Source organism: Paenalcaligenes hominis, assembly GCF_011927625.1.
GTDB lineage: Bacteria > Pseudomonadota > Gammaproteobacteria > Burkholderiales > Burkholderiaceae_B > Paenalcaligenes > Paenalcaligenes hominis.
Genome location: NZ_JAATIZ010000003.1, coordinates 204,801 through 228,901 on the forward strand (window position 1 = coordinate 204,801; position 24,101 = coordinate 228,901).

Consider the following 24,101-nt stretch of genomic DNA (forward strand, 5'->3'; position numbering starts at 1 on the left):
ATACGGCCCTATTAATTTCGTAGTAATACTTTAAGCAAGCTATTACGCACAGATGTTAAATGCAGACGCATAGCCAAGGCGGCTTGCTCTGCATTACGGCTTTTAATCGCATCAATAATTTCCTGATGCTGGTGAATGTAATGAAGCCGTTTTTTTTCAGTCAATGTTTTCTTACGTAATTTACCCCATTCGGTAGACGTACGCGCATGCGTCAAGACATCGTAAAAGTGCTTAAGAATCGGGTTGTTGCTTGCCGCTCCTAAACTGTTGTGAAACAAAGCGTCCCATTTTTCCCATTCGGAATGCGTGGCTGCATCTAAGGTCTTATCAAAATATTGTTGAATACGAGCTAAGTCATACGGACTGGCATGGACCGCTGCCGCCGCGGCTAAAGCAGGCTCTAACATATAGCGTGCATCAAGAATTTCGAGTGGACTGGTGTGATGTAAAACACTCTGAATTAAAAACTCTTTGTTTTCTGGGTCGAGCACGATTGTGCCGCGACCAGGTACCCGTTCAATTTTCCCTTCTGACTCCAATACATACAGTGCCTCCCGTAATGCTCTACGGCTCGTATTTAGCATAAGGGCAAGTTCGCGCTCTGGTGTTAGCTTAGTACCGGGCGGATAGTCGGGACTTTCTAACAGGATGCGGAGAGTTTCGAGTACCTCTCCTGAGCGGCGAAGTGGGGAAGGCGGAGTATTCATATTTCAAAGTAATGACATCAAAGAGTACAGAGCAAAATGAGCGCTATAAACATCAGTTTAAGCTAAAGTTTTTAGCATTTGGTTTTGTAAAAACAAAAAAGATACCAATTTGGGCTTATGGTCTCAACGCCTGCGAAAAAACATAATGTTTTGTTTCGTTTTTAGGTGTTTTCACTGGTTTTTTGCCTTTTTTAGCAAAACCAGTTGTGTTGTTGGTTCGTAATGGTACGATTGGTTTGTTATCTAAAAATAAAATCAGGAGACAAGTTAATGAATCAATACAACCCTTATGGCGTATCTAGAGAACCTGTTTATGCCAATGGCGGCATGGTAGCAACCTCGCATCCCTTAGCGGCTGAGGCCGGTTTGGCTGTATTACGGCGTGGTGGAAATGCAATTGATGCTGCAATTGCGGCAGGGGCTGCTTTGGCTGTAGTTGAGCCTACGCAAAATGGGATTGGTGGCGATGCGTTTGCATTGGTTTGGGATGGTTCCAGTGTTCATGCCTTAAATGGTTCTGGTCGCTCATCCAGACACACCTCGTATGAAGCACTTGGTTTAAAGCACGGCGATACAGTAGGCCCCCTAGGATGGTCCGGAGTCACTGTCCCCGGTGGGCCAAGAGCCTGGGCAGCATTGCATGATCGCTTTGGTAAAACAGAGTTCCAAAGCTTATTTGACTCGGCCATTCATTATGCTCGTCACGGTTATCCTCTTTCTCCTGTTGTGGCCGAGTATTGGCGTCGTGCTAAAAAAATGATGGCAAATCGTACGGAGCCGCTTTATTCAGATTGGCATCGCACATTTCTACCCGAGGGGTTTGCGCCCGTGGCTGGGCAAATGTGGCGCCACGAAGGCTTGGCCCGTACGCTAGAGCGCTTGGCGCAGACAAAATGTGAAGATTTCTATGTGGGCGAGCTCGCACAAGCGATGACTTCGTTTGCTGAACAAACAGGGGGGCTAATTGATGCGGAGGATCTGGCTGCTTATCAGCCTGAATGGGTGGAACCGATTTCTGCTGAGTATCAAGGGTATACCGTTTGGGAGTTGCCTCCTAATAACCAAGCACTGGCAACGCTATTGGCGCTAACCATCTTAGATGAAATCGATTTAGGTGCACATAGAGAAGACGAGCGTGCTCTTCATTTGCAAATTGAAGCCATGAAGTTAGGGTTCATTGATGCCTTAGCACATGTGGGCGACGGCACAGACCCTTCTTTAGTACAGGCGCTTTTGGATAAGAATTACGCTACACAGAGGCGCGGTCTGATTACAGAGCAGGCCACTGAGCCTGTAGCGGGCTTGCCTGAACGAGGCAACACGGTTTATTTAGCCGTCGCCGACAAAGACGGGATGATGGTGAGTTTTATTCAATCCAACTATATGGGCTTTGGAAGTGGAATCGTTGTCCCTGATACAGGCATTGCTTTACATAACCGAGGACATAGTTTTAATACGACTCAAGGTCATCCTAACGAGGTCGGGCCGAATAAAAGACCCTATCACACGATCATGCCTGGCTTTTTGACTAAAGGGAAAGAAGCGGTAGGCCCCTTTGGTGTGATGGGGGCGTTTATGCAGCCTCAAGGCCATGTGCAAATGATTTTAAATACCATTCAACATCATATGCATCCTCAAGCGGCATTAGATGCACCGAGATGGCAATGGGTGAAAGGGAATACGGTACGTGTTGAGCAGTCCATGCCTAAACATGTAGTTCGTGCCTTATTGGCCCGTGGGCACGATATTGTGGTTGCGCCCGATGACACAGGGTTTGGACGAGGACAAATTATCTGGCGCATGAAGAATGGCGTTTATGTTGGAGGATCAGACGGCAGAGCAGATGGGCAAGTAGCAGCGTTTTAAGCAAACGAAATAACTCAAAACGGAGACATATCCAATGAAAAAAACGCATTCAAAAGGTTTAAGTTTTGCGGCAGCTGTTTTTTTAGCATATCAATGCATGAGTCCGGCCGTGGCGTCGGGGCCAATAGAACTGGTGGTGGCTTATTCTGCCGGCGGTGTGTCAGATTTAATGGGGCGAAATCTTGCTGTAAATGTTGAGTCTGGCTTAAATCAAAAAATGATTGTTCAAAACCGTCCTGGTGCAGCTGGTATGGTAGGCACCGACTTTGTATATAAAGCTAAGCCAGATGGTCAAACGGTTCTGTTAGCACGTATTGCAACCTTAGCTGTAGCACCTAACTTACAAAAAGTACCCTATGATCCCGCTGGGTTCACGCCATTAGGTTTGATTGCTACAGACCCTTTTGTGTGTGTAACAAGTGCACGTAAGGAGCTGAGCAACGTTGATGCGGTAAAAAAAGTGTTGGCAGAAAGACCTGGCACATTAACGTATAGCTCGTCAGGAGTGGGGTCGCTCAATCAATTTGCGGTGTTACGGTTTTTAGAGGCGCTGGGGGCGGAGCAACCTTTAAAGGCAGCCGCTCATATCCCTTCACAAGGTGAAGGACCTGCCTTAACCGCTGTTGCTGGAGGCCATATTGATCTGTTTTGCGGCAATGTGGGCCCGGTGATGCCGCAAGTACAAAGCGGAACAGTGAACGCTCTTTTTGTCACTTCCCAAGAGCGCATTCCGGGTTTAGATGACGTGCCCACTGCTCAAGAGATAGGTCTGGCCGAACTAGAAGAAATAGTTGGTTGGAGCGCCCTGATGGGGCCACCTAATATGGATGAGCAAACGGTGACTAAGTACGTCGCGGCTTTAGACAAAATGAAAAATGATGCGGCGTGGCAGCAGTTCATTAAGAAAATGGGGTCTGAACCCCGAGTTTTGAATCCTGCGGACACAGCCACTTTTATCTCGAATCAACAAGCACTTTATAAAGAGATGGCGTTAAGGATGGGTATAAAAAAATAAATCTAAAAAACCAAAATAGGAGGAGACCTATGAGAGATTTTTTAACCGGCTTATTTATTGGTGGGTTAGGGATTATGGCTTGGTTTTATGTAATCCCCGAAGGGGTGCAGCAATTTGCTGAACCCCCTAATCTTGCCTTATCTGCCACATTTTGGCCTTATGTTGTCGCTGCGTTATTCATCGGATTAGGGGGGAGCCTAGCCGTCCAAGGCGGTGTCAGCTTAAAACGGCAACGTTCTAATCCGACGTCGATGGTGCGCACCCCTTTGCCTAGAGACGTATTGTGGGCAGTTTTCTTTTTAGTGCCTTATTATTTTTTGGCTCAATCCATTGGGTTGCTCTTGGCATCCATGATTGCCTTTGCCGCTTATGCTTTATTAGCAGGTGAAAAAAGTTATAAAAAAGTTGCGTTGCTTTCCGTAGTGGTGCCCGCTTTTATCACCCTATTCTTTATTTACATCGCTCAAGTCCTGGTTCCGTTAGGTCCTATCGATGTGTTGTTTTCCTAAAGGAGAAAGCCAATGCAAGACATAGTCAGTGGACTCACTTTATTTGCAGACCCTTTTGGATTACTGGCTTTAGTGGTGGGGGTATTTATAGGAACAGTCATTGGCGCCATTCCTGGTTTAAGCACAGTCATGGCCATTTCCATTGCCTTACCTTTCACTTTTTCTCTAGAACCTATCGCTGGCTTGCTATTACTCGTTGGCGTTTACAAAGGAGGGATGTACGGAGGGGCGATCAGCGCAATTTTAATCAATACGCCAGGAACGCCTGCCGCTTCTTGCACCATGTTAGATGGTTATCCCATGGCGAAACAGGGGCGAGCACGTTCTGCCTTAGAGATGGCTTTATATGCTTCGTGCTTTGGAGACTTGGTCTCGACATTTGTTTTAATTTTAAGCGCGTCCTGGTTAGCAGGGTTTGCCTTAGATTTTGGCCCTTCAGAGTTATTCGCTTTAGTGGTGTTTGCTCTTGTTATTGTTGCTGGGGTGGCAGCGCAAGAAAAAGTGAAAGGCTTTTTGGCAATGGCAGTGGGCTTGGGGCTTGCTACTGTGGGCATGGATATGATTACAGGAGAGCAGCGTTTTGTCTTCAATGTCACCGAGTTAAATGCAGGCTTAAGCTTAGTTCCGGTGCTGATTGGCTTGTTTGCTTTACCTGAGGTTTTTGAAATGTATAGCGCTCAAGAAAAAAACAAACCCGCCGCTCCCCTAGGAGAGAACCGCTTAAGTGCAAAGGTGTTTTTTGGCTATTGGAAAACATTAGTGCGAAGCAGTGTGATTGGGGTGGTGTTAGGTGTGATTCCTGGTTTGGGCCCAACCCCAGCCGCCTTCTTTTCTTATGGCGAAGCCAAGCGTAAATCCAAAGACCCGGATAGTTTTGGTAAAGGCAATGTGGAAGGGGTTGCTGCAGCAGAAGCAGCAAATAGTGCGGTAGGTGGGGCGTCAATGGTGCCATTGCTGGCGTTGGGTATCCCTGCAGATGTCATCACCGCTGTCATCTTGGGCGCATTTATGATTCATGGGTTGCAGCCTGGGCCTCTTATGTTTCACACCAACATCAACATTATCTATGCCTTGTTTATGGGTATGTTAGTTGGGTCAATTTTGCTTTTTGTAATTGGCCGTTCCAGTATTCCTATCCTAGGTCGCCTCCTTAATATTAAGTCATCCCTGTTACTGCCTGGGGTCTTAGTGCTGTGTATGTTTGGCGCTTATGGGGTCAATAAAAGTATGTTTGATGTCATGGTGATGTTTGGGATGGGGGTACTCGGTTATGTAATGGTGCTCTTACGTTTTCCTCGTGCACCGCTACTAATAGGTTTTGTGCTTGGGCCACTCCTTGAAAACACATTCCGTCAGTCATTGTTGATGTCACATGGGCAATATGAGTTTTTTGTAAGCAGCCTCATTTCAAAAGTGTTCTGGGCATTTACAGCGCTCTACTTACTTTCTGCGCTTTATAAGCTTGTTAAACCTAAACCCAAGGCTTTAAGTGCAAATCTAAGCGTTGATACGCCAAGTCATTAAGACGTTGTATTTATGGGCGCTTGCTATGGTTTTTCTTGCTTGACTTTGCATAGACGTGTTATATTTATTAGCTTAACCAAGTTGCTGGTTAAAGTTAGAGTAGGTGTGCAATCTAATTTGCATGCGTAATCAAGTTAGCCCCGACCAATCGTAGTTGGGAATGGAGAATAAGATGTCGAACTCGACACCTGTGCCTGCCGCATGGCGGTTGGGCCTTGTTGGGCGCAAAGTCGGCATGACCCGTGTATTTACAGAAGACGGTGAATCCGTACCTGTAACTGTACTGGACGTGTCCAACAATCGCGTCACCCAAATCAAGACGCCCGAAGTCGATGGCTACGCTGCCGTACAGCTAGCTTATGGCTCTCGTCGTGCCTCCCGTGTGAACAAACCTGCTGCTGGTCATTATGCCAAAGCAGGCGTTGAAGCTGGAAGCATCCTTAAAGAATTCCGTCTAGATCCCGCTAAAGCAGCCGAACACAATCCTGGTGATGTGATCGCTATTGAAAGCGTATTCGAAGCCGGCCAAAAAGTTGACGTTACAGGTACCACCATTGGTAAAGGCTTTGCCGGTACTATCAAACGCCACCACTTCTCTGGTCAGCGTAACTCCCACGGTAACTCGATCTCCCACCGTGCCCCCGGTTCAATCGGTATGGCACAGGATCCAGGTCGTGTATTCCCTGGTAAAAAAATGGCCGGTCATTTGGGTGATGTTACCCGTACCGTTCAAAATCTAGATGTTGTGCGCGTTGACGTAGAACGTGGCCTTTTATTGGTTCGTGGCGCTGTCCCCGGTCATAAAAATGGCAACGTGGTTGTACGTCCCGCCATCAAAGGAGCCTAATCATGGAACTCAAGCTCCTGAATGATCAGGGTCAAGCTTCTACATTTGCTGCTTCAGACGTTGTCTTTGGCCGTGAATTCAACGAAGCCCTCGTTCACCAAATTGTTGTTGCTTACCAAGCAAACGCTCGTAGCGCAAACAGCAAGCAAAAAACACGTGCTGAAGTTAGCTACAGCACACGTAAGCCTTGGCGTCAAAAAGGCACTGGTCGCGCCCGTGCTGGTATGGCTTCCTCGCCCTTATGGCGTGGGGGTGGTCGTACATTCCCTAACTCGCCAGATCAAAATTACAGCCACAAAGTTAACAAAAAAATGTACCGCGCTGGTTTGCAGTCCATTTTTTCTCAGTTAGCTCGCGAAGGTCGTATTTCTGTAGTCGAGTCTTTCAACCTTGATGCACCTAAAACAAAATTAGCTGCAACCAAACTGAAAGATTTAGGCCTTGAGTCCGTGCTTATCATCACAGATAGCATTGATGAAAACGTCTACCTCGCTACACGTAACCTACCTCACGTAGCTGTGGTCGAACCGCGCGACGCCGATCCTTTATCTTTGATCCACTACAAAAATGTGTTGATCACTAAAGCGGCTGTTGCTCAAATCGAGGAGATGTTGGGATGAACGTCGAACGCTTATACCAAGTCATCCTAGCTCCAATCGTGACTGAAAAAGCCACGATGGTAGCGGAAAATAATCAGCAAATCGCTTTCCGCGTAGCACCTGATGCGACCAAACTTGAAGTTAAAGCAGCAGTTGAAATGTTGTTTAAAGTTGAAGTCGAGTCCGTGCAGGTTCTAAACCAAAACGGTAAAGCCAAGCGATTTGGTCGTTTCGAAGGTCGCCGCCGCAACGAGCGTAAAGCTTACGTTCGTATTAAAGACGGTCAGGAACTCGACTTTACGGAGATGAACTAATATGGCACTCGTAAAAGTTAAGCCCACGTCTGCAGGTCGTCGCGGCATGATTAAAGTAGTGCACTCCGAGCTCCATAAAGGCGCTCCGCATGCAGCACTACTAGAAAAGAAAAAGCGTAGCTCTGGCCGTAATAACAACGGTCATATCACCGTACGTCATCGTGGCGGTGGTCATAAACAGCACTATCGTATCGTTGATTTCCGTCGCAATAAAGATGGTATCCCAGCGAAAGTCGAGCGTTTAGAATACGATCCAAACCGTACAGCGCATATTGCATTATTGTGTTATGCAGACGGTGAGCGTCGTTACATTATCGCTCCTCGTGGTCTAGAAGTTGGTGCTACGCTCTTGTCCGGTCAGGATGCTCCTATCCGTGCTGGTAACACCTTACCTATTCGCAACATCCCAATCGGTGCAACTATTCACTGTATTGAAATGATGCCTGGTAAAGGTGCTCAACTAGCTCGTTCAGCAGGTACATCTGCCGTATTGCTAGCACGTGATGGTTCTTACGCTCAGGTACGTTTACGTTCTGGCGAAGTCCGTCGTGTTCATATTGACTGTCGTGCCACTATTGGTGCGGTCAGCAACGAAGATCACAGCTTGCGTCAAATTGGTAAAGCTGGTGCTATGCGCTGGCGCGGTGTCCGTCCAACTGTTCGTGGTGTAGCCATGAACCCGATCGATCACCCACACGGTGGTGGTGAGGGTAAAACAGGTGAAGGTCGTGAGCCCGTAAGTCCATGGGGTACACCTGCTAAAGGTTACCGCACACGTCGTAACAAACGCACAGACAATATGATTGTCTCGCGTCGCAAGCGTAAGTAAGGGGCGAACATAATGTCACGTTCGATTAAAAAAGGCCCATTTGTAGACGAGCACTTAATCAATAAGGTTGAGGCAGCTGTCGAGGGCAACGATAAACGTCCGATCAAAACTTGGTCGCGTCGTTCTACCATCCTGCCCGAATTCATCGGGCTGACGATTGCCGTGCACAATGGTCGTCAACATGTTCCCGTTTATATCAACGAGAACATGGTTGGCCACAAGCTCGGTGAATTCGCATTGACCCGCACCTTTAAGGGTCACATTGCGGACAAGAAGTCACGGAGATAAGCGATGGAAACCACAGCAAAAATTCGTGGAGTACGTATCTCTGCTCAGAAAGCACGCTTAGTCGCTGATATGATTCGCGGCAAGTCTGTAGAGCAGGCGTTAAATACGCTCACATTTACTCCCAAGAAAGCCGCTGGCATTATCAAAAAAGCGCTTGAGTCCGCTATTGCTAATGCTGAACATAACGATGGTGCCGACATCGATGAGTTGCGCGTTACTGCTATTCAAGTAGATAAAGCGCAATCTTTGAAACGTTTTTCCGCACGAGCCAAAGGCCGCGGTAACCGCATCGAAAAGCAAACCTGCCACATTGTGGTTAAGGTCGGCGCTTAAGGAGTCACAATGGGACAAAAAGTTAACCCAATTGGGTTCCGCCTCGCGGTTAACCGTAACTGGAATTCTCGCTGGTATGCTGATCACAACGATTTCAGCGGTATGCTAGCCGATGATATCCGCGTGCGTGAATACCTCAAAAAGAAGCTTAAAAATGCTTCTGTTGGTCGTATTGTCATCGAGCGTCCATCCAAAAACGCCCGCATTACTATTTACTCTGCCCGTCCAGGCGTCGTAATTGGTAAGCGTGGTGAGGATATCGAAAGCTTAAAAGTTGACCTACAGCGTTTAATGGGCGTGCCTGTGCACGTCAATATCGAAGAAATTCGTAAACCTGAAACCGATGCTCAGCTAATCGCTGACTCAATCGCTCAGCAGCTAGAAAAACGTATTATGTTCCGTCGCGCCATGAAACGTGCGATGCAAAACGCAATGCGTTTAGGTGCCCAAGGTATCAAAATTGCTAGCTCTGGTCGTTTGAATGGTATCGAGATTGCCCGTACCGAGTGGTACCGTGAAGGCCGTGTACCTCTACACACTTTGCGTGCTCACATCGATTACGCTACAGCAGAAGCTCACACCACATACGGTATTATCGGTATTAAAGTCTGGGTCTACAAAGGCGATATGTTGCCTAACGGCGAATTGCCTCAAGAGACAGCTGCCCCTGAAGAGCGTCGTCAGCGTCGCCCTCGCGGTGAGCGTCCTGAAGGCCGTCGCCCAGGTCGTGGTCGCGGTCCTCGCCGTGACGCAGCACCGGCGCCAGAAGGAGAATAATTATGTTGCAACCTTCTCGTAGAAAATATCGCAAAGAACACAAAGGTCGTAACACCGGTCTAGCGACTCGTGGTACTCAAGTGTCCTTTGGCGAATTTGGTTTGAAAGCGACAGGTCGTGGTCGTTTAACTGCTCGTCAGATCGAAGCAGCGCGTCGTGCGATTAACCGTCACATTAAACGTGGTGGCCGTATCTGGATTCGTGTCTTCCCTGACAAACCGATTTCCCAGAAACCTGCAGAGGTTCGTATGGGTAGTGGTAAGGGTAGTCCAGAGTTCTGGGTCGCTGAAATTCAACCCGGCAAAATGCTGTACGAAATGGAAGGCGTTAGCGAAGAACTCGCACGCGAAGCATTCCGTCTAGCTGCTGCCAAGTTACCATTTTCTACCACTTTCGTGGTACGAAACATTGGTGCTTAAGGAGATCACATGAAAGCCAGCGAACTCCGTTCTAAAGAAACCGCCGAGCTCAAAACTGAGCTTGAAAGTCTGCTGAAGGCTCAATTTAGCTTGCGTATGCAACAAGCCACTCAGCAGCTTTCCAACACCAGCCAGCTATCTAAAGTACGTCGCGACATCGCTCGCGTGCGCACCGTAATGGCTGAGAAAGCAGGAAAGTGATATGAGCGATACTCAAACTACACCCGTAGCAGAAAAGCGTCAGCGCCTATTACAGGGCCGCGTGGTCAGCACAAAAATGGATAAAACCGTTGTCGTTTACGTAGAACGTCACGTTAAGCATCCTTTGTATGGCAAGATCATCGTGCGCTCACGTAAATACCAAGCGCATGACGAGAATAACCAGTACAACGAAGGCGATATCGTAGAAATCGCTGAAGGCCGTCCAATCAGCCGTCACAAGTCATGGACTGTTGTGCGTTTGGTTACTCCTGCTCGCGTTATTTAATTCGTTAAATTAACGTTTTAGACTCCACGGGGTCTAAGCAAAAAACCCCAGCTGGTTCATCTAGCTGGGGTTTTTGTTTTGACTTTGTGTAGGCAAGCTAGTTACTGGGCTTGATGTTTTTTAAGTAGGCTTGCCATGTCAACAAAGCCTCTGGCCTCAGCGTGGTGTAAGGCGCTAATCCCATTTTTGTCTGGAATAGAGGCGTCCGCACCTGCCTCAAGCAAAGTCCTAACAATTTCAACTTGAGTAGGGCTGCCATCGCCTAAAATGACGGCTTCCATGAGTGCTGTCCACCCAAGACGATTGACGTGATTAATTGGGTAGTTAGGCGTATGAGCTAATAGCTTGACCACATCTAAATGGCCTTTTTCCGCGGCAGGGATAAGGGCTGTGCCCCCATACCGATTTAATACTGTAAAGTCGGCGCCATGACTTAATGCTTCGCGCACAATGGCAAGCATGCCTTCCGCGCCTGCATATAAAAAAGGGCTATTGGCTACGGCGTCTTGGGCGTTCACATCCGCCCCAGCTTGAATCAAAAGCAAAGCCAAATCGGTGTTGCCTTGGTAGACGGCGGCCATTAACGGCGTTTGTTGTTGTGCATTGCGCACTTCCAGATCAGGACGCTGATCTAGAATTTCTGTCACTGCTTTTTTGTTGTGCGTAGCGATGGCATCGAATAAAGGCATAGGCGTTTGTGCTGCACAGAGTAAAGGTAAGCTGATTAGCGCCCCGCCTATCCAGCGACGTGACGAAGTGACTCTAGATAACAAAGCAGGGCGCATGGTCAGACCTCGTTTAACGTTGAGTAATAAATTTGGTGACTAGGTAGCCATCAAAGGTTTCTGTACCGCCTTCGCTACCAATACCACTGTCTTTAATACCACCAAATGGGGTTTCTGCAATGGAAACACCAAAGTGGTTAATGCTTACCATGCCTGCTTGCAGTTCGTTAGACACGGTATGAGCCGTTTGTAGATTATTAGTAAATGCATAGGAGGCCAACCCAAAGGGGAGTGAGTTGGCGCGCTTTAATACGTCTGTGGTATCGCTAAACCGAGTTAATGGGGCAATAGGCCCGAATGGCTCTTCAGTCATAATCATGGCGTGATCCGGCACATCGGCAAGCACCGTCGGGCCATAAAAGTAACCTGTCCCTTCGGACTGGCTACCGCCTAATTCGAGACGACCCCCATGCGACAGTGCATCTTGAACAAAGTTATCCATGACGGCTAGACGTCTTTCATGAGCAAGCGGACCCATTTCGGTTTCAGCCTCTAGACCATTGCCGACATTCACGTTAGCTAGCACATTAATAAACGCATCTTTAAAGGGTTCGTAGATATCCTCATGAATATAAAAGCGAGTGGGCGAAATACATACCTGCCCTGCATTGCGGACCTTAAAGTAAGCCAACTGTTTAGCAACACGAGGAATATCAATATCTGGGAAAACCAAGACGGGTGAATGTCCACCTAGCTCCATCGTGACGGGTTTCATATGAGCGCCAGCCAGTGCAGCAAGTTGTTTGCCCACGGGTACGGAACCGGTAAAGGAAACCTTACGCACAATAGGAGAGCGAATCAGATAGTCAGACACCTCGGCGGGTACGCCCCACACCACATTTAAAACCCCTTTAGGTAAACCGGCTTCATGGAACATTTTTGCGATCGCCATGACCGCGCTGGGGGAGTCTTCGGGCCCTTTAATAATAATGGTGCAACCAGCGCCGATAGCGGCAGTAATTTTTCTGATGGCTTGGTTGAAAGGAAAGTTCCAAGGAGTAAACGCGGCACAGACACCGATAGGCTCGCGTACGACCATTTGACGTACTGCCGGGTTACGCGGTGGGATAATACGCCCGTAAATACGACGGCATTCCTCAGCATGCCAGTCAGCGTGTTCAGAGCAATTTATTACCTCGGCAACAGACTCAGCCAAAGGCTTTCCTTGATCAAGCGTAATATTTCTGCCGATTTCTTGAGCATTATCACGGCAAAGCTGTGCCACTTTACGTAAAATATCACTACGCTCGATAGGAGAGCTATGGCGCCACGACTCGAATGCCGTCTGAGCACTTTTTAGCGCTAAATCTAGGTCGTCTTGGGTAGCATGCGGTAGTTTGCCTAACTCTTCAAGTGTCGCTGGGTTTAAGACAGGTTCGGTTTTGCGACCTTGGCCTTCAATAAACTCGCCGTTAATAAAAAGGGAAAGGGTAGGGTACATCGTGGCGTCTCCTGTGTACTAAAAGCAGCAATTTAAAATAGCACTTCTTGCAAAAATAATTTTTCTAAACTGAGATTGTATTTAGCTAATTAAGCATACGTTGTTTAAATCATAAACCGTTACGATCTTTTCAGCATTAAGTCGGCGTTTAAATCTAATAGCTGTGCTAAGTAAACTGACAAAATCTATACTTTTTTATTCGCTGCTGCTAATGACCGTATAAAAAAATGAACAGACCTTTACTTAATCTTTCTTGGCGCGTGCCGTTAATTACTCCTATAAAAAGCACAGTGTAGTAGTTACTTAAAGGCGCTATAACGCTGGAGAATGACAAGATGGAGATCACTACTCAATAAGCTAGGCCAAAGCCTTTAATTTTTGACTGAGTTAATTGGTTAGGTAGTTCTATGTATTAGCTCTAAGCTTAGCTTTAGCATTTGTCAGATATATGTCGGCACTAATCCATTGATTTCTACAAGTCAGGTTAGCCACTGTTGCGAGTAAACAGTTAAAACACGTATAAGAGGGTTACACCCTAAGAATAAGTAAGGTTAAAACATGTCGTTATTAAAACAACTACTTATTAGTGTCAGTTTGGTTGTACTGATTATTTTAGGAGGCACAGTATGGCTAAATAGTAGCTCGGCCCAAGAGTACTTAAATACACAGCTTCAACACCAAACCGACTCAGCAGCCACGGCATTGGCTTTAGCTTTGGCTCAGCCTTCTAATCAAAATCCCATTGCACAAAAGATAGTGACTACGGCCTTATTTGATTCTGGCCAGTTTAAGCGTATTCAGTTGACCAGCCCCGAAGGCGCATCACAGATCTTGCATGAGGTCAGGGGATCGCAGGCTTTGCCAGACGTGCCGCAATGGTTTATGCGTTGGTTTCCTATAGTGGCAGCCGAGAGCTCAGCGCCAATTAATGATGGGCCGAGGCAAATTGGCCTGATCACATTACAAGCTGACGCGAACTATGCATGGGTTAGTTTGTGGCAAGGGCTTAGTCGACTAGCTATGATGATTTTAGTTGTTGGCATCGCGTGGGCTCTGTATGTATTTTATTTAATACGCCGATTACGCCGAGTTTTGCATAGCGAGGTGACGCAACCGCTTCATACGTTATCCCACGATACAGAAGCCGCTGTGGCACCGTTAAAAAAAGCTACGTTTGCAGAGCTATCAGAGGTAACCCGAGCGCTCGCGTCGGTACGTCAAAGCATCGCAGCAACCACAGAGGAACAGTCTGCGAAAATTGAATCGCTAGAAATAGAGTTAAACCAAGATACCGTTACGGGCCTAGTGAACCGTAAATACTTTATTAACGAGTTACGACGCCTCTTAGAAGATCAAAATGCTCAAGGAGGATGGCTGCTGTTATTTAGACAGCGTGACCTGGCTGACATTAATAAAGTCATGACACGAGCCAATGTCGATGAGTGGCTTTTAAGCCTAAGTCAACAATTACAAGACGTAATTGACCAAAGTGATTTGACCGCACCCATTACATTAGCGCGTTTAAATGGTTCAGATTTTGTGTTGTTAGTGCCGGACCCCGATGCAAGCGCATTACAGGCGTTAACCCAATCTGTTCAAGCCATCTTACGTCAACAGCGTATTCAGCTCCCCCATGGGGAATATTGTCGGTGGGCTTTAGCCCAAACTGACTATAGGCCAGGACAGTTTCTTACCCATGTGCTGGGGCGTCTTGATCAAGCGTTAATGCGAGCAGAAAGTGCAGGGCATGGCTCAATAGAAGTGCTCACAACCAGTCAAGCAGAGACCCTAGTGGACCAGCCCAAAGGTGGGGAAACGCAATGGCGAGCGTTATTACAAGATGCTTTAATAGAGCAACGATTAAGTCTGGAGTTAACAACGCTAGAGGGCGCAGCGTCACATTGGAAAAAAGCGGCGTTAGTGTTACATACCTCGACGACTACAGAGGAAACGCTTCAAGGCTATCAGTTTATGCCGGTGGCAACACGCTTGGGCTTGTCTGCAATGTGTGATGCCCGAGCCTTCGAGCTTGCTTTGCAACATATGAGCCAATACACGGCAGATCGCCTGATATTACGGGTCTCGTTGTCCTCCATCACACAGGCAGGGTTTAATAAGCAGATCGCTGCCAAGCTTGCGACTGTGCCTTTACAGCTTACCGAGCGCTTGGCCGTAGAGTTAGACGCCTATTCACTAACAAGTGAGCCAGTACAAGTTGGTGAGTTTTGTCACATGTTGGCGCAACACAACGTACACAGGGGCGTACGCCGCATTTTAATGCTTCCTAGAGTCGCTTTAATGCTGCGCGATTTGCATATTTCCTACGTGCATGTCGGTGCTAGCGATTGGCTCGAGCTTGAACGTAAAACAGGGGGTCTATTTATGTTGCGTAGCACTCTAGAAGTCTGTAGGGCTTTGGGTGTACTATTTGTTTTTGATGGGGATTTGACTCAGCTTTCCGAGTCAAGTCGCCAGATGTTGCAGGAATACGGCAAGTTAACATCAAGCCCCACATAAACACTTGCTTAATCTGTGTTTTTTGTTAAAATTGATGGCTTACTTGGCTTTTAATTAATAGAGCGAAGTAGACTAAACACATACGTTTTGTTTCTCGCAAGATTTCAACCCAGGGTTCGGCGCAAGCTACTACAACAATTGGTGTGGTTACCAACGTCGAATCTGACGGGCCCAAAACTGGTTGCGTTGCTTGGTAGGCTTTTTGTCCGTACCAGGTTGTGCAGTTAAGTTGGAACAGGAAAAATCATGATTCAAATGCAGACCACGCTGAATGTGGCCGACAACACTGGTGCGCGCTCCGTAATGTGCATCAAGGTGTTGGGTGGCTCCAAGCGCCGTTATGCCGCTATTGGTGACATCATCAAAGTCACCGTAAAAGAAGCGGCCCCGCGCGGACGCGTCAAAAAAGGCGAAATTTACAACGCTGTGGTAGTTCGCACTGCCAAGGGTGTTCGCCGCAAGGACGGTTCGCTAATTAAATTTGGTGGCAATGCCGCCGTTTTGCTTAACGCAAAACTAGAGCCAATTGGTACTCGTATTTTTGGACCCGTTACGCGTGAATTGCGTACCGAGAAGTTCATGAAGATCGTATCATTGGCACCTGAAGTGCTATAAGGAGCCTAGGATATGCAAAAAATCCGTAAAGGCGACGAAGTCATTGTGCTAGCCGGTCGCGATAAAACTCGCCGTGGCACCGTGTTAAACGTAGATGGCGACCGCGTTGTGGTTGAAGGCATCAATGTTGTTAAAAAACACGTGCGTCCAAACCCTATGGCTGGTGTACAAGGTGGCATCGTAGACAAAACCATGCCTATTCACATCTCTAACATAGCTTTGATTAACCCAGAAACCGATAAAGCTGATCGCGTTGGTTTTAGCGTTGTTGACGGTCGCAAAGTGCGTGTATATCGCTCCAACGGCAAAGTTGTGGGCGCTAAGGCATAAGGGACGAAATCATGGCACGTTTACAAGAATTCTACCGCGATAAAGTTGTAGCAGAATTACAAAAAGAATTCGGCTACGAAAGCATCATGCAAGTACCTCGCATCACCAAGATCACTTTGAACATGGGTGTATCCGAGGCAGTAGCAGATCGTAAAGTTATCGATCACGCGACTGAAGACATGGCGAAAATCGCAGGTCAAAAACCTATTATTACTAAAACACGCAAAGCGATTGCGGGTTTTAAAATCCGTGAAGACTACCCAATTGGCTGTAAAGTCACATTGCGTGGTCGCCGTATGTACGAGTTTTTGGATCGTCTCATCGCTGTGGCTCTCCCACGCGTTCGTGACTTCCGCGGTGTACCTGCTCGTGCGTTTGACGGCCACGGCAACTTCAACTTAGGCGTAAAAGAGCAAATCATTTTCCCTGAGATTGAATACGACAAAATTGATGCAGTTCGTGGTTTGAACATCAGTATTACCACTTCTGCCAAGACCGACGAAGAAGCCAAAGCGCTATTGAATGCGTTCAGCTTCCCGTTCCGTAACTAAGGGGCGATGACGTGGCAAAATTATCACTCATCAATCGCGATATCAAACGCGCAAAACTAGTCGAAAAATTTGCTGCTAAGCGTACTGCGCTAAAAGCAATCATTGACGACCAGTCTAAGTCCGACGAAGAACGTTATCAGGCACGCTTGGAACTACAAAAACTTCCACGTAATGCCAATCCAACACGTTTGCGTAATCGCTGCGTTGTTACAGGGCGTTCTCGCGGTGTATACAAACAATTCGGTTTAACTCGTCATAAGATCCGTGAAATGGCCCTAGCAGGCGAGATTCCCGGTATGACCAAGGCTAGCTGGTAGGAGAAAAAACATGAGCATGAGCGATCCAATCGCTGACATGTTGACCCGCGTTCGTAACGCACAAATGGTCAGCAAAAAGTCGGTATCCATGCCCTCCTCGAAGCTAAAAGCTGCGATTGCAGCTGTGCTAAAAGACGAAGGCTATATCGAAGATTTCCAAGTGTCCGGCGATAAAAAGCCAGAACTCGAAATCACTTTAAAATATTACGCTGGACAACCCGTAATCGAGCGTATCGATCGCGTGTCCCGTCCTGGTCTACGCATCTACAAAGGTAGCAACAGCATTCCTCAAGTCATGAACGGCTTGGGCGTAGCGATCGTATCCACCTCACGCGGTGTTATGACAGATCGTAAAGCACGTGCTGCTGGCGTGGGCGGCGAAGTCCTCTGCTACGTGGCATAAGGAGAACACAATGTCACGTATTGCTAAATACCCCGTCGCATTGCCAAATGGCGTTGAAACAACCATCGCTGAAGATCAAATCACTGTTAAAGGCCCCCGTGGTACTTTAGTGCAGCCTTTGACTGGCGATGTAACTATCGAGCTTAACGATGGTCAATTGACCTTTGTTGCAGCCAATGAAACCCGTCACGCTAATGCGATGTCTGGTACCGTACGTTCTTTAGTGAACAACATGGTAACTGGCGTTAGCACTGGCTTCACGCGCAAACTATTATTAGTTGGTGTGGGTTTCCGTGCTCAAGTACAAGGTAATGCTATCAAGCTTCAACTTGGTTTTTCTCATGACATCGTGCACGAGTTGCCCGCTGGTGTTACTGCCGAATGCCCAACCCCAACAGAAATTCTGTTGACTGGTGCAGACAAACAGGTAGTAGGTCAGTGTGCTGCTGAGATTCGCGCTTACCGTCGCCCAGAGCCTTACAAAGGCAAGGGTGTGCGTTACGCCGAAGAGCACGTGGCCTTGAAAGAAACCAAGAAGAAATAATCGCACAGGCAAGGACGAATTATGGACAAGAAACAATCTCGTTTGCGTCGTGCAGTGGCAACTCGCAAGAAAATTGCCGAGTTACGCGTACATCGCCTGGCGGTACACCGCACCAATCTGCACATTTACGCCAACATCATCTCGCCCGAAGGCGACCGCGTTTTGGTCAGCGCCTCCTCGGTGGAACCCGAAGTGCGCAAAGAGTTGGCCAATGGTGGCAACGTTGCTGCAGCGACGATTATCGGCAAACGTGTTGCCGAGAAAGCCAAAGCTGCTGGAATCGAAACAGTCGCTTTCGATCGTTCGGGCTTCCGTTATCATGGCCGCGTGAAAGCGTTGGCTGATGCCGCGCGTGAAGCCGGCTTGAAGTTCTAAGGAATGTCAAATGGCTAAAGCACAAGGCAGACAAAATGCCGAACAAGAGCGCGATGACGGCCTGCGTGAAAAAATGATCGCGGTTAACCGCGTCAGTAAAGTCGTCAAGGGTGGTCGCACCATGAGCTTCGCTGCACTAGCAGTAGTAGGCGACGGTGATGGCCGAATTGGTATGGGCAAAGGTAAAGCCCGTGAGGTACCCGTTGCTGTACAGAAAGCCATGGAACAAGCCCGTCGTGGTCTATTCCAAGTCGCTCTGAAAGACGGTACATTACATCACTCCGTAGTTGGTAAGCACGGTGCATCCACTGTTCTTATCTCCCCAGCAGCAGAAGGTACTGGTGTTATCGCCGGTGGTCCAATGCGTGCTATTTTCGAAGTAATGGGTGTACGTAACGTCGTAGCAAAGAGCTTAGGCTCCAGCAACCCGTACAACATGGTTCGCGCAACGTTAAACGGTTTGCGTGCTTGCTCCACACCGGCTGAAATTGCTGCTAAACGTGGCAAAACAGTTGAAGAAATTCTGGGGTAAATCATGGCACAGAAGCAAATCAAGGTAACACTCGTGCGCTCTGTTATCGGTACTAAGCAAGACCACCGCGATACTATTCGTGGTTTAGGTCTACGCCGTGTTAACAGCAGCCGCGTTCTGGTTGACACTCCCGAAGTACGTGGCATGATCCGTAAAGTGGATTATCTCGTCACCGTATCGGAAGCCTAAAGGAATCGGCATGTCGCAATTGCAATTAAACACCTTACAACCTGCAGCTGGCGCTAAACACGCTGCTCGCCGCGTTGGTCGCGGTTCGGGCTCCGGTTACGGCAAAACAGCAGGTCGTGGTCACAAAGGTCAGAAATCTCGTTCTGGTGGTTACCACAAAGTTGGCTTTGAAGGCGGTCAAATGCCTTTGCAGCGTCGTCTACCTAAGCGTGGTTTTACCGCTCCTGGTGGTCACTTGCACGCCGAAGTACGTTTATCCGACTTACAGCGTCTAGACGTTGAAGAAATCGATGTGAACGTATTAAAGCAGGCTGGCGTAGTTGGTCAGCTCGTGCGTTACGCAAAAGTCATTAAATCCGGCGAGCTGTCTCGTAAAGTCGTATTGAAAGGCTTGCGTGCAACAGCTGGTGCCCGTGCTGCTATTGAAGCCGCTGGCGGGTCTTTGGCTGAATAAAAGGGGTCACGGTGGCTAAAGCACAGGCAAAGGGTAAGACAGGTTCAGGTTACGCTGATTTAAAGCGGCGTATCGTATTCCTGCTGCTCGCGCTGGTTGTTTACCGCTTGGGTACACACATTCCCGTCCCAGGGATCAATCCAGACGCACTGTCTGAACTGTTCCAACAAAACCAGGGTGGTATTCTTGGTTTGTTCAACATGTTCTCCGGTGGTGCGTTGCAACGATTCTCCGTGTTTGCATTGGGGATCATGCCCTACATTTCTGCCTCTATTATTATGCAGTTAATGTCGGTGGTTGTGCCTACGCTCGAGGCAATCAAGAAAGAAGGTGAAGCGGGTCGTCGTAAGATCACCCAATACACTCGTTATGGCACAGTGTTTCTTGCACTATTCCAAGCTGTTGGAATCTCAGTTGCATTGGAATCCCAACCAGGGCTCGTCATTGATCCCGGTATGTTATTCCGATTCACTACAGTGGTGACACTAGTTACTGGAACAATGTTCCTAATGTGGCTAGGTGAACAAATCACTGAACGTGGTATAGGCAACGGTATTTCCATCATTATTTTTGCTGGGATTGTTGCAGGGCTACCAAGCGCTTTAGGCGGCTTGTTAGATCTAGTACGTACTGATTCAATGTCGATCATTTCTGCATTGTTCATTATTTTACTAGTCGCTGCAGTAACGTACTTTGTTGTATTTGTCGAGCGTGGACAGCGTCGTATCACGGTCAACTACGCGAAACGTCAGGTAGGTAACCGTATTTATGGCGGACAAAGCTCGCATTTGCCGCTGAAGCTTAATATGGCAGGGGTGATTCCTCCAATCTTCGCCTCCTCAATTATTTTGCTTCCAGCAACAATTGCCAGTTGGTTCTCCACTACACCGGGTCTGGGCTGGTTACGTGATTTGGAAGCTGCGCTTTCACCTCGTCAGCCTTTGTACATCACGCTGTTTTCAGCTTTGATTATATTGTTCTGTTTTTTCTACACCGCATTGGTTTTCAATAGCCGTGAAACAGCAGACAACTTGAAAAAAAGCGGTGCATTTGTACCTGGTATACGTCCCGGAGAGCAAACAGCTCGCTATATTGATCGGATCTTATCTCGCTTAACATTAGCAGGTTCTATCTACATCACTATAGTGTGTTTGGTTCCGGAGTTTCTGCAGATGCGCTGGAATGTACCGTTCTATTTTGGTGGTACTTCCTTGCTAATTATTGTTGTAGTTACGATGGACTTCATGTCACAAGCTCAGGCTTACGTGATGTCTCAACAATATGACTCGTTGCTTAAAAAGGCTAACTTTAAAGGCACGGGTTTGCCTATGCGATAAAAGAAAATGGCAAAGGACGACGTTATACAAATGCAAGGTGAGGTTGTAGAAAACCTCCCTAACGCAACTTTTCGTATCAAGCTAGAAAATGGCCATATGGTGTTAGGCTACGTTTCGGGCAAGATGCGTATGCATTACATCCGGATTCTGCCGGGCGACAAGGTCACAGTGGAGCTCACGCCCTATGATCTTAGCCGAGCTAGAATTGTATTCCGCTCTAAATAATAGCGGCCGGTTTAAGAAAACTAGGAGTCAACCATGAAGGTAATGGCATCAGTTAAGCGGATTTGCCGCAACTGCAAAATCATTAAACGTCATGGCGTGGTACGTGTAATCTGCACTGATCCCCGTCACAAGCAGCGTCAAGGCTGATACGCCGAAACGCAACCGATTTAACAAGGAACAACCATGGCCCGTATTGCTGGCATTAACATTCCGCCGCATCAACACGCCGAAATCGGTCTAACCGCGATTTTCGGTATCGGTCGTACTCGCGCTCGTCAAATTTGTGACGGTGCGGGCATTGAATACTCCAAAAAGATCAAAGATCTTACCGACGCCGAACTTGAAGTAATTCGCGAACAGATTTCGCAATTTAACGTTGAAGGCGATTTACGTCGTGAAGTCCAACTGTCAATCAAACGTTTGATCGACTTGGGCTGTTATCGTGGGATGCGCCACCGTCGCGGACTGCCTGTGCGCGGTCAGCGTACACGCACTAACGCACGTACCCGTAAGGGACCACGTCGCGCAGCGCAATCTCTGAAGAAATAATCGAGGAATAGAAGATGGCTAAAGCTTCTGGCGCATCGCGCGCTCGTAAGAGAATCAGAAAGAGCGTCTCCGACGGCATTGCGCACGTTCAGGCGACCTTTAACAACACAATCATCACTATCACCGATCGTCAAGGCAACACGTTGTCTTGGGCGACATCGGGTGGCGCAGGCTTTAAAGGCTCGCGTAAATCCACACCGTTTGCTGCACAGGTGGCTGCTGAACAAGCTGGCCGTACTGCAATGGAATACGGTATTAAAAACTTGGAAGTTCGCATCAAGGGCCCTGGCCCTGGCCGTGATTCGTCGGTTCGCGCGTTGAATGCATTAGGTATCAAAATTACCAGTATTGCAGACATTACGCCGATCCCACATAACGGCTGCCGTCCTCCCAAGCGTCGTCGCATCTAAGGGGAAGATAAGTGGCTCGTTATATTGGACCTAAATGTAAACTCTCACGTCGTGAGGGTACTGATCTATTCTTGAAAAGCGCTCGTCGCTCCTTGGACTCCAAATGTAAATTGGATTCACGTCCAGGTCAGCACGGTCGTACTTCAGGTGCTCGTACATCTGACTACGGTTTGCAGTTACGCGAAAAGCAAAAACTCAAACGTATGTACGGTGTACTAGAAAAACAATTCCGTCGTTACTTCGAAGAGGCTGAGCGCCGTCGTGGTAATACCGGTGAACTATTGATTCAATTGCTAGAATCACGTCTAGACAACGTGGTTTACCGCATGGGTTTTGGTTCCACACGTGCTGAAGCACGTCAGTTGGTAACTCACCGCGCAATTGAAATCAATGGTCGCACTGCCGACATCGCCTCCATGGCTGTTAAGCCTGGTGATGTGGTTGCCATCCGTGAAAAAGCACGTGGTCAGCTTCGCATTAAAGAAGCCCTAGACCTCGCTTCTAGCGTTGGTGTACCACAGTGGGTTGAAGTCGACGCCAGCAAACTAAGCGGTGTGTTCAAACAAGTCCCGGATCGCGCAGACGTGGCCCGTGATGTGAACGAATCCTTAGTTGTTGAGTTGTACTCACGCTAATTAACACGTACTCATCCAGTACTGGTTAAAACACACATGGTCCACTTTCAACCGAGAGTGGACCATGTTGTATTTCTATTGTTGTCTTATTCCATCAGCCTTATCGGTGTAACGAGCCGAGGGTATTGAAAAGGAAAAATCATGTCTCAAGCCTTTCTAAAGCCACGTTCCATTGAAGTCGAGGCCATCACTAAAAACCATGCTAAGGTCGTTATGGAGCCTTTCGAGCGCGGTTATGGTCACACACTAGGGAACGCATTGCGTCGCATTCTTTTGTCCTCCATGACAGGTTATGCGCCTACCGAAGTACAAATTACGGGTGTGGTACACGAGTACTCCACTATTTCCGGTGTGCGTGAAGACGTAGTTGACATCATGCTCAACCTAAAAGGCGTAATTTTTAAACTGCATGGCCGTGAAGAAGTTAACCTGACGGTAAACAAAACCGGCGCCGGTGAAGTGTTTGCTCGTGATATCGAGTTGCCTCATGATGTGGAAATCGTTAACCCCGATCACCACTTGGCCACACTAACCGAAGACGGCAAGCTAGAAATGCAAATTAAAGTCGAACAAGGTCGTGGTTATGTACCGGGTAACGTTCGTGCTTTGTCTGATGATCGTCAGCACACCATCGGTCGTATTATTCTTGATGCCTCTTTCAGTCCTGTACGTCGCGTTAGCTATGCCGTAGAAAACGCACGTGTAGAACAACGCACTGACTTGGATAAATTGGTTCTAGATATTGAAACCAATGGCGTTTTGACTCCCGAAGAAGCTGTGCGCCAAGCCGCACGTATTCTAATGGATCAAATCTCTGTGTTTGCTGCGTTAGAAAACGAAGAAGACACCTTCGAGACCACCGAACGTGCTGCGCCGCAAATTGATCCAGTTCTATTGCGTCCAGTAGACGATCTAGAGCTAACAGTTCGCTCTGCTAACTGCTTGAAAGCCGAAAATATTTACTACATTGGCGATCTCATTCAGCGCACAGAAAACGAATTGCTTAAAACTCCTAACTTGGGTCGTAAATCCCTCAATGAAATCAAAGAGGTATTGGCTGCACGCGGCTTGACGCTAGGTATGAAGCTAGAAAACTGGCCGCCTCTTGGTTTAGAGCGTCCATAATCCTGGTAGGCTGGCTGCAATCAGCCTATCTATGGACCTGTGTGCTCTGTTTTATTTTTCAGAGCGAAGAAGTTGGGTAGTGCATCGCTTTTTTGTGTTTTTCTCAACGCTGTCGAACGATTCAGCGCGGAGTGAACGAAGAGAGCGAGCACTGCCTAGTGAGACAGCGTTGACAAAAAACACAATTAGGAAGTCTGTTCCCGATTCGGTTTTGTACAACGCTTATCACCACTAATAACTAGTGGTTTTGCCA

35 protein-coding genes are annotated in these 24,101 nt (G+C 47.8%); 32 read left to right on the forward strand and 3 right to left on the reverse strand.

What is annotated here, in order from left to right; all coding sequences use genetic code 11:
* Nucleotides 1–11 precede the first annotated feature (11 nt).
* A complete protein-coding gene (locus GGR41_RS08085; protein ID WP_167661416.1) occupies nt 12–707 on the reverse strand; it encodes a FadR/GntR family transcriptional regulator in 696 nt (231 codons plus the stop codon).
* Between the two features lie 270 nt (nt 708–977).
* On the opposite strand from GGR41_RS08085, the gene GGR41_RS08090 reads away from it, so the two are divergent.
* The 14 genes from GGR41_RS08090 (at nt 978) to rpsQ (ending at nt 10,514) form a co-directional block, all read left to right on the forward strand.
* Nucleotides 978–2,573, forward strand: coding sequence for a gamma-glutamyltransferase family protein (locus tag GGR41_RS08090; protein ID WP_209279783.1), 1,596 nt, complete (start codon nt 978–980; stop codon nt 2,571–2,573).
* 97 nt (nt 2,574–2,670) lie between these two features.
* Nucleotides 2,671–3,588 carry a Bug family tripartite tricarboxylate transporter substrate binding protein gene (locus GGR41_RS08095; protein WP_167661418.1) on the forward strand — a complete coding sequence of 306 codons (918 nt, stop codon included), beginning with the start codon at nt 2,671–2,673 and terminating at the stop codon, nt 3,586–3,588.
* A gap of 29 nt (nt 3,589–3,617) precedes the next feature.
* Nucleotides 3,618–4,097 (forward strand): tripartite tricarboxylate transporter TctB family protein, encoded by a 480-nt coding sequence (locus GGR41_RS08100; RefSeq protein ID WP_167661419.1) that lies wholly within the window; start codon nt 3,618–3,620, stop codon nt 4,095–4,097.
* Between the two features lie 12 nt (nt 4,098–4,109).
* Nucleotides 4,110–5,621: a tripartite tricarboxylate transporter permease gene (locus GGR41_RS08105; protein ID WP_077734093.1), complete on the forward strand. Its 1,512-nt coding sequence runs from the start codon at nt 4,110–4,112 to the stop codon at nt 5,619–5,621.
* A 172-nt stretch (nt 5,622–5,793) separates the two neighbouring features.
* A complete protein-coding gene (rplC, locus tag GGR41_RS08110; RefSeq protein WP_167661420.1) occupies nt 5,794–6,468 on the forward strand; it encodes a 50S ribosomal protein L3 in 675 nt (224 codons plus the stop codon).
* Nucleotides 6,469–6,470: 2 nt separating this feature from the next.
* Nucleotides 6,471–7,088 (forward strand): 50S ribosomal protein L4, encoded by a 618-nt coding sequence (gene rplD, locus GGR41_RS08115; RefSeq protein ID WP_077734092.1) that lies wholly within the window; start codon nt 6,471–6,473, stop codon nt 7,086–7,088.
* Nucleotides 7,085–7,381 carry a 50S ribosomal protein L23 gene (gene rplW / locus GGR41_RS08120; protein WP_077734091.1) on the forward strand — a complete coding sequence of 99 codons (297 nt, stop codon included), beginning with the start codon at nt 7,085–7,087 and terminating at the stop codon, nt 7,379–7,381. The genes rplD and rplW overlap by 4 nt, the downstream gene beginning before the upstream one ends.
* Before the next feature lies 1 nt (nt 7,382).
* Nucleotides 7,383–8,210 carry a 50S ribosomal protein L2 gene (rplB, locus tag GGR41_RS08125; protein WP_167661421.1) on the forward strand — a complete coding sequence of 276 codons (828 nt, stop codon included), beginning with the start codon at nt 7,383–7,385 and terminating at the stop codon, nt 8,208–8,210.
* Nucleotides 8,211–8,222: 12 nt separating this feature from the next.
* Nucleotides 8,223–8,498, forward strand: coding sequence for a 30S ribosomal protein S19 (rpsS, locus tag GGR41_RS08130; RefSeq protein ID WP_077734090.1), 276 nt, complete (start codon nt 8,223–8,225; stop codon nt 8,496–8,498).
* 3 nt (nt 8,499–8,501) lie between these two features.
* A complete protein-coding gene (gene rplV / locus GGR41_RS08135; RefSeq protein ID WP_077734089.1) occupies nt 8,502–8,831 on the forward strand; it encodes a 50S ribosomal protein L22 in 330 nt (109 codons plus the stop codon).
* Between the two features lie 9 nt (nt 8,832–8,840).
* Nucleotides 8,841–9,608, forward strand: a complete 768-nt coding sequence (gene rpsC / locus GGR41_RS08140) for a 30S ribosomal protein S3 (protein ID WP_077734088.1) — start codon at nt 8,841–8,843, stop codon at nt 9,606–9,608.
* Between the two features lie 2 nt (nt 9,609–9,610).
* Nucleotides 9,611–10,027 carry a 50S ribosomal protein L16 gene (gene rplP, locus GGR41_RS08145; RefSeq protein ID WP_077734087.1) on the forward strand — a complete coding sequence of 139 codons (417 nt, stop codon included), beginning with the start codon at nt 9,611–9,613 and terminating at the stop codon, nt 10,025–10,027.
* A 9-nt stretch (nt 10,028–10,036) separates the two neighbouring features.
* Nucleotides 10,037–10,228: a 50S ribosomal protein L29 gene (gene rpmC, locus GGR41_RS08150; RefSeq protein WP_077734086.1), complete on the forward strand. Its 192-nt coding sequence runs from the start codon at nt 10,037–10,039 to the stop codon at nt 10,226–10,228.
* Between the two features lies 1 nt (nt 10,229).
* The gene (rpsQ, locus tag GGR41_RS08155) at nt 10,230–10,514 is read left to right on the forward strand and encodes a 30S ribosomal protein S17 (protein ID WP_077734085.1); all 285 of its coding nucleotides are present in this window, start codon (nt 10,230–10,232) and stop codon (nt 10,512–10,514) included.
* A 101-nt stretch (nt 10,515–10,615) separates the two neighbouring features.
* Here the strand turns inward: rpsQ and GGR41_RS08160 are convergent, their stop codons facing one another.
* Both GGR41_RS08160 and GGR41_RS08165 read right to left on the reverse strand, forming a co-directional pair.
* A complete protein-coding gene (locus tag GGR41_RS08160) occupies nt 10,616–11,299 on the reverse strand; it encodes an ankyrin repeat domain-containing protein (protein ID WP_188372602.1) in 684 nt (227 codons plus the stop codon).
* Nucleotides 11,300–11,312: 13 nt separating this feature from the next.
* Complete coding sequence (locus tag GGR41_RS08165) at nt 11,313–12,740, reverse strand: NAD-dependent succinate-semialdehyde dehydrogenase (RefSeq protein ID WP_167661422.1); 1,428 nt, start codon at nt 12,738–12,740, stop codon at nt 11,313–11,315.
* Between the two features lie 558 nt (nt 12,741–13,298).
* Between GGR41_RS08165 and GGR41_RS08170 the strand changes: the two genes are divergently transcribed.
* The 18 genes from GGR41_RS08170 (at nt 13,299) to GGR41_RS08255 (ending at nt 23,848) form a co-directional block, all read left to right on the forward strand.
* Nucleotides 13,299–15,257, forward strand: coding sequence for a LapD/MoxY N-terminal periplasmic domain-containing protein (locus tag GGR41_RS08170; protein ID WP_167661423.1), 1,959 nt, complete (start codon nt 13,299–13,301; stop codon nt 15,255–15,257).
* 246 nt (nt 15,258–15,503) lie between these two features.
* Complete coding sequence (gene rplN, locus GGR41_RS08175) at nt 15,504–15,872, forward strand: 50S ribosomal protein L14 (RefSeq protein WP_077734081.1); 369 nt, start codon at nt 15,504–15,506, stop codon at nt 15,870–15,872.
* A gap of 12 nt (nt 15,873–15,884) precedes the next feature.
* Complete coding sequence (rplX, locus tag GGR41_RS08180) at nt 15,885–16,202, forward strand: 50S ribosomal protein L24 (protein WP_077734080.1); 318 nt, start codon at nt 15,885–15,887, stop codon at nt 16,200–16,202.
* A gap of 11 nt (nt 16,203–16,213) precedes the next feature.
* A complete protein-coding gene (gene rplE, locus GGR41_RS08185; RefSeq protein WP_077734079.1) occupies nt 16,214–16,753 on the forward strand; it encodes a 50S ribosomal protein L5 in 540 nt (179 codons plus the stop codon).
* A gap of 11 nt (nt 16,754–16,764) precedes the next feature.
* Nucleotides 16,765–17,070: a 30S ribosomal protein S14 gene (gene rpsN, locus GGR41_RS08190; protein ID WP_077734078.1), complete on the forward strand. Its 306-nt coding sequence runs from the start codon at nt 16,765–16,767 to the stop codon at nt 17,068–17,070.
* 10 nt (nt 17,071–17,080) lie between these two features.
* Nucleotides 17,081–17,473 (forward strand): 30S ribosomal protein S8, encoded by a 393-nt coding sequence (gene rpsH, locus GGR41_RS08195; protein WP_077734077.1) that lies wholly within the window; start codon nt 17,081–17,083, stop codon nt 17,471–17,473.
* 10 nt (nt 17,474–17,483) lie between these two features.
* Complete coding sequence (gene rplF / locus GGR41_RS08200; protein ID WP_077734076.1) at nt 17,484–18,017, forward strand: 50S ribosomal protein L6; 534 nt, start codon at nt 17,484–17,486, stop codon at nt 18,015–18,017.
* Nucleotides 18,018–18,038: 21 nt separating this feature from the next.
* Nucleotides 18,039–18,392, forward strand: coding sequence for a 50S ribosomal protein L18 (gene rplR, locus GGR41_RS08205; protein ID WP_077734075.1), 354 nt, complete (start codon nt 18,039–18,041; stop codon nt 18,390–18,392).
* A gap of 10 nt (nt 18,393–18,402) precedes the next feature.
* On the forward strand, nt 18,403–18,924 hold the full coding sequence (rpsE, locus tag GGR41_RS08210; RefSeq protein ID WP_077734074.1) for a 30S ribosomal protein S5: 522 nt from the start codon (nt 18,403–18,405) through the stop codon (nt 18,922–18,924).
* 3 nt (nt 18,925–18,927) lie between these two features.
* Nucleotides 18,928–19,113 carry a 50S ribosomal protein L30 gene (gene rpmD, locus GGR41_RS08215; RefSeq protein ID WP_077734073.1) on the forward strand — a complete coding sequence of 62 codons (186 nt, stop codon included), beginning with the start codon at nt 18,928–18,930 and terminating at the stop codon, nt 19,111–19,113.
* A 10-nt stretch (nt 19,114–19,123) separates the two neighbouring features.
* On the forward strand, nt 19,124–19,567 hold the full coding sequence (gene rplO / locus GGR41_RS08220; RefSeq protein ID WP_077734072.1) for a 50S ribosomal protein L15: 444 nt from the start codon (nt 19,124–19,126) through the stop codon (nt 19,565–19,567).
* A gap of 11 nt (nt 19,568–19,578) precedes the next feature.
* Nucleotides 19,579–20,904: a preprotein translocase subunit SecY gene (gene secY, locus GGR41_RS08225; protein WP_077734071.1), complete on the forward strand. Its 1,326-nt coding sequence runs from the start codon at nt 19,579–19,581 to the stop codon at nt 20,902–20,904.
* A gap of 6 nt (nt 20,905–20,910) precedes the next feature.
* Nucleotides 20,911–21,129, forward strand: a complete 219-nt coding sequence (gene infA / locus GGR41_RS08230) for a translation initiation factor IF-1 (protein WP_077734070.1) — start codon at nt 20,911–20,913, stop codon at nt 21,127–21,129.
* 33 nt (nt 21,130–21,162) lie between these two features.
* A complete protein-coding gene (gene rpmJ, locus GGR41_RS08235; RefSeq protein ID WP_003805360.1) occupies nt 21,163–21,276 on the forward strand; it encodes a 50S ribosomal protein L36 in 114 nt (37 codons plus the stop codon).
* Between the two features lie 36 nt (nt 21,277–21,312).
* Entirely contained in the window at nt 21,313–21,678 is a 366-nt protein-coding gene (rpsM, locus tag GGR41_RS08240) for a 30S ribosomal protein S13 (RefSeq protein ID WP_077734069.1), read from the forward strand.
* Between the two features lie 14 nt (nt 21,679–21,692).
* Nucleotides 21,693–22,088 (forward strand): 30S ribosomal protein S11, encoded by a 396-nt coding sequence (gene rpsK, locus GGR41_RS08245; RefSeq protein WP_077734068.1) that lies wholly within the window; start codon nt 21,693–21,695, stop codon nt 22,086–22,088.
* A gap of 11 nt (nt 22,089–22,099) precedes the next feature.
* The gene (gene rpsD / locus GGR41_RS08250) at nt 22,100–22,723 is read left to right on the forward strand and encodes a 30S ribosomal protein S4 (RefSeq protein ID WP_077734067.1); all 624 of its coding nucleotides are present in this window, start codon (nt 22,100–22,102) and stop codon (nt 22,721–22,723) included.
* Between the two features lie 138 nt (nt 22,724–22,861).
* Nucleotides 22,862–23,848 carry a DNA-directed RNA polymerase subunit alpha gene (locus GGR41_RS08255; protein ID WP_149026115.1) on the forward strand — a complete coding sequence of 329 codons (987 nt, stop codon included), beginning with the start codon at nt 22,862–22,864 and terminating at the stop codon, nt 23,846–23,848.
* The last annotated feature ends 253 nt before the right edge of the window (nt 23,849–24,101 follow it).

Coding starts and splice junctions, on each gene's coding strand:
- GGR41_RS08085 (WP_167661416.1), bottom strand. CDS start 707: ATGAATACTCCGCCTTCCCCACTTCGCCGCTCAGGAGAGGTACTCGAA.
- GGR41_RS08090 (WP_209279783.1), top strand. CDS start 978: ATGAATCAATACAACCCTTATGGCGTATCTAGAGAACCTGTTTATGCC.
- GGR41_RS08095 (WP_167661418.1), top strand. CDS start 2,671: ATGAGTCCGGCCGTGGCGTCGGGGCCAATAGAACTGGTGGTGGCTTAT.
- GGR41_RS08100 (WP_167661419.1), top strand. CDS start 3,618: ATGAGAGATTTTTTAACCGGCTTATTTATTGGTGGGTTAGGGATTATG.
- GGR41_RS08105 (WP_077734093.1), top strand. CDS start 4,110: ATGCAAGACATAGTCAGTGGACTCACTTTATTTGCAGACCCTTTTGGA.
- rplC (WP_167661420.1), top strand. CDS start 5,794: ATGTCGAACTCGACACCTGTGCCTGCCGCATGGCGGTTGGGCCTTGTT.
- rplD (WP_077734092.1), top strand. CDS start 6,471: ATGGAACTCAAGCTCCTGAATGATCAGGGTCAAGCTTCTACATTTGCT.
- rplW (WP_077734091.1), top strand. CDS start 7,085: ATGAACGTCGAACGCTTATACCAAGTCATCCTAGCTCCAATCGTGACT.
- rplB (WP_167661421.1), top strand. CDS start 7,383: ATGGCACTCGTAAAAGTTAAGCCCACGTCTGCAGGTCGTCGCGGCATG.
- rpsS (WP_077734090.1), top strand. CDS start 8,223: ATGTCACGTTCGATTAAAAAAGGCCCATTTGTAGACGAGCACTTAATC.
- rplV (WP_077734089.1), top strand. CDS start 8,502: ATGGAAACCACAGCAAAAATTCGTGGAGTACGTATCTCTGCTCAGAAA.
- rpsC (WP_077734088.1), top strand. CDS start 8,841: ATGGGACAAAAAGTTAACCCAATTGGGTTCCGCCTCGCGGTTAACCGT.
- rplP (WP_077734087.1), top strand. CDS start 9,611: ATGTTGCAACCTTCTCGTAGAAAATATCGCAAAGAACACAAAGGTCGT.
- rpmC (WP_077734086.1), top strand. CDS start 10,037: ATGAAAGCCAGCGAACTCCGTTCTAAAGAAACCGCCGAGCTCAAAACT.
- rpsQ (WP_077734085.1), top strand. CDS start 10,230: ATGAGCGATACTCAAACTACACCCGTAGCAGAAAAGCGTCAGCGCCTA.
- GGR41_RS08160 (WP_188372602.1), bottom strand. CDS start 11,299: ATGCGCCCTGCTTTGTTATCTAGAGTCACTTCGTCACGTCGCTGGATA.
- GGR41_RS08165 (WP_167661422.1), bottom strand. CDS start 12,740: ATGTACCCTACCCTTTCCCTTTTTATTAACGGCGAGTTTATTGAAGGC.
- GGR41_RS08170 (WP_167661423.1), top strand. CDS start 13,299: ATGTCGTTATTAAAACAACTACTTATTAGTGTCAGTTTGGTTGTACTG.
- rplN (WP_077734081.1), top strand. CDS start 15,504: ATGATTCAAATGCAGACCACGCTGAATGTGGCCGACAACACTGGTGCG.
- rplX (WP_077734080.1), top strand. CDS start 15,885: ATGCAAAAAATCCGTAAAGGCGACGAAGTCATTGTGCTAGCCGGTCGC.
- rplE (WP_077734079.1), top strand. CDS start 16,214: ATGGCACGTTTACAAGAATTCTACCGCGATAAAGTTGTAGCAGAATTA.
- rpsH (WP_077734077.1), top strand. CDS start 17,081: ATGAGCATGAGCGATCCAATCGCTGACATGTTGACCCGCGTTCGTAAC.
- rplF (WP_077734076.1), top strand. CDS start 17,484: ATGTCACGTATTGCTAAATACCCCGTCGCATTGCCAAATGGCGTTGAA.
- rplR (WP_077734075.1), top strand. CDS start 18,039: ATGGACAAGAAACAATCTCGTTTGCGTCGTGCAGTGGCAACTCGCAAG.
- rpsE (WP_077734074.1), top strand. CDS start 18,403: ATGGCTAAAGCACAAGGCAGACAAAATGCCGAACAAGAGCGCGATGAC.
- rpmD (WP_077734073.1), top strand. CDS start 18,928: ATGGCACAGAAGCAAATCAAGGTAACACTCGTGCGCTCTGTTATCGGT.
- rplO (WP_077734072.1), top strand. CDS start 19,124: ATGTCGCAATTGCAATTAAACACCTTACAACCTGCAGCTGGCGCTAAA.
- infA (WP_077734070.1), top strand. CDS start 20,911: ATGGCAAAGGACGACGTTATACAAATGCAAGGTGAGGTTGTAGAAAAC.
- rpmJ (WP_003805360.1), top strand. CDS start 21,163: ATGAAGGTAATGGCATCAGTTAAGCGGATTTGCCGCAACTGCAAAATC.
- rpsM (WP_077734069.1), top strand. CDS start 21,313: ATGGCCCGTATTGCTGGCATTAACATTCCGCCGCATCAACACGCCGAA.
- rpsK (WP_077734068.1), top strand. CDS start 21,693: ATGGCTAAAGCTTCTGGCGCATCGCGCGCTCGTAAGAGAATCAGAAAG.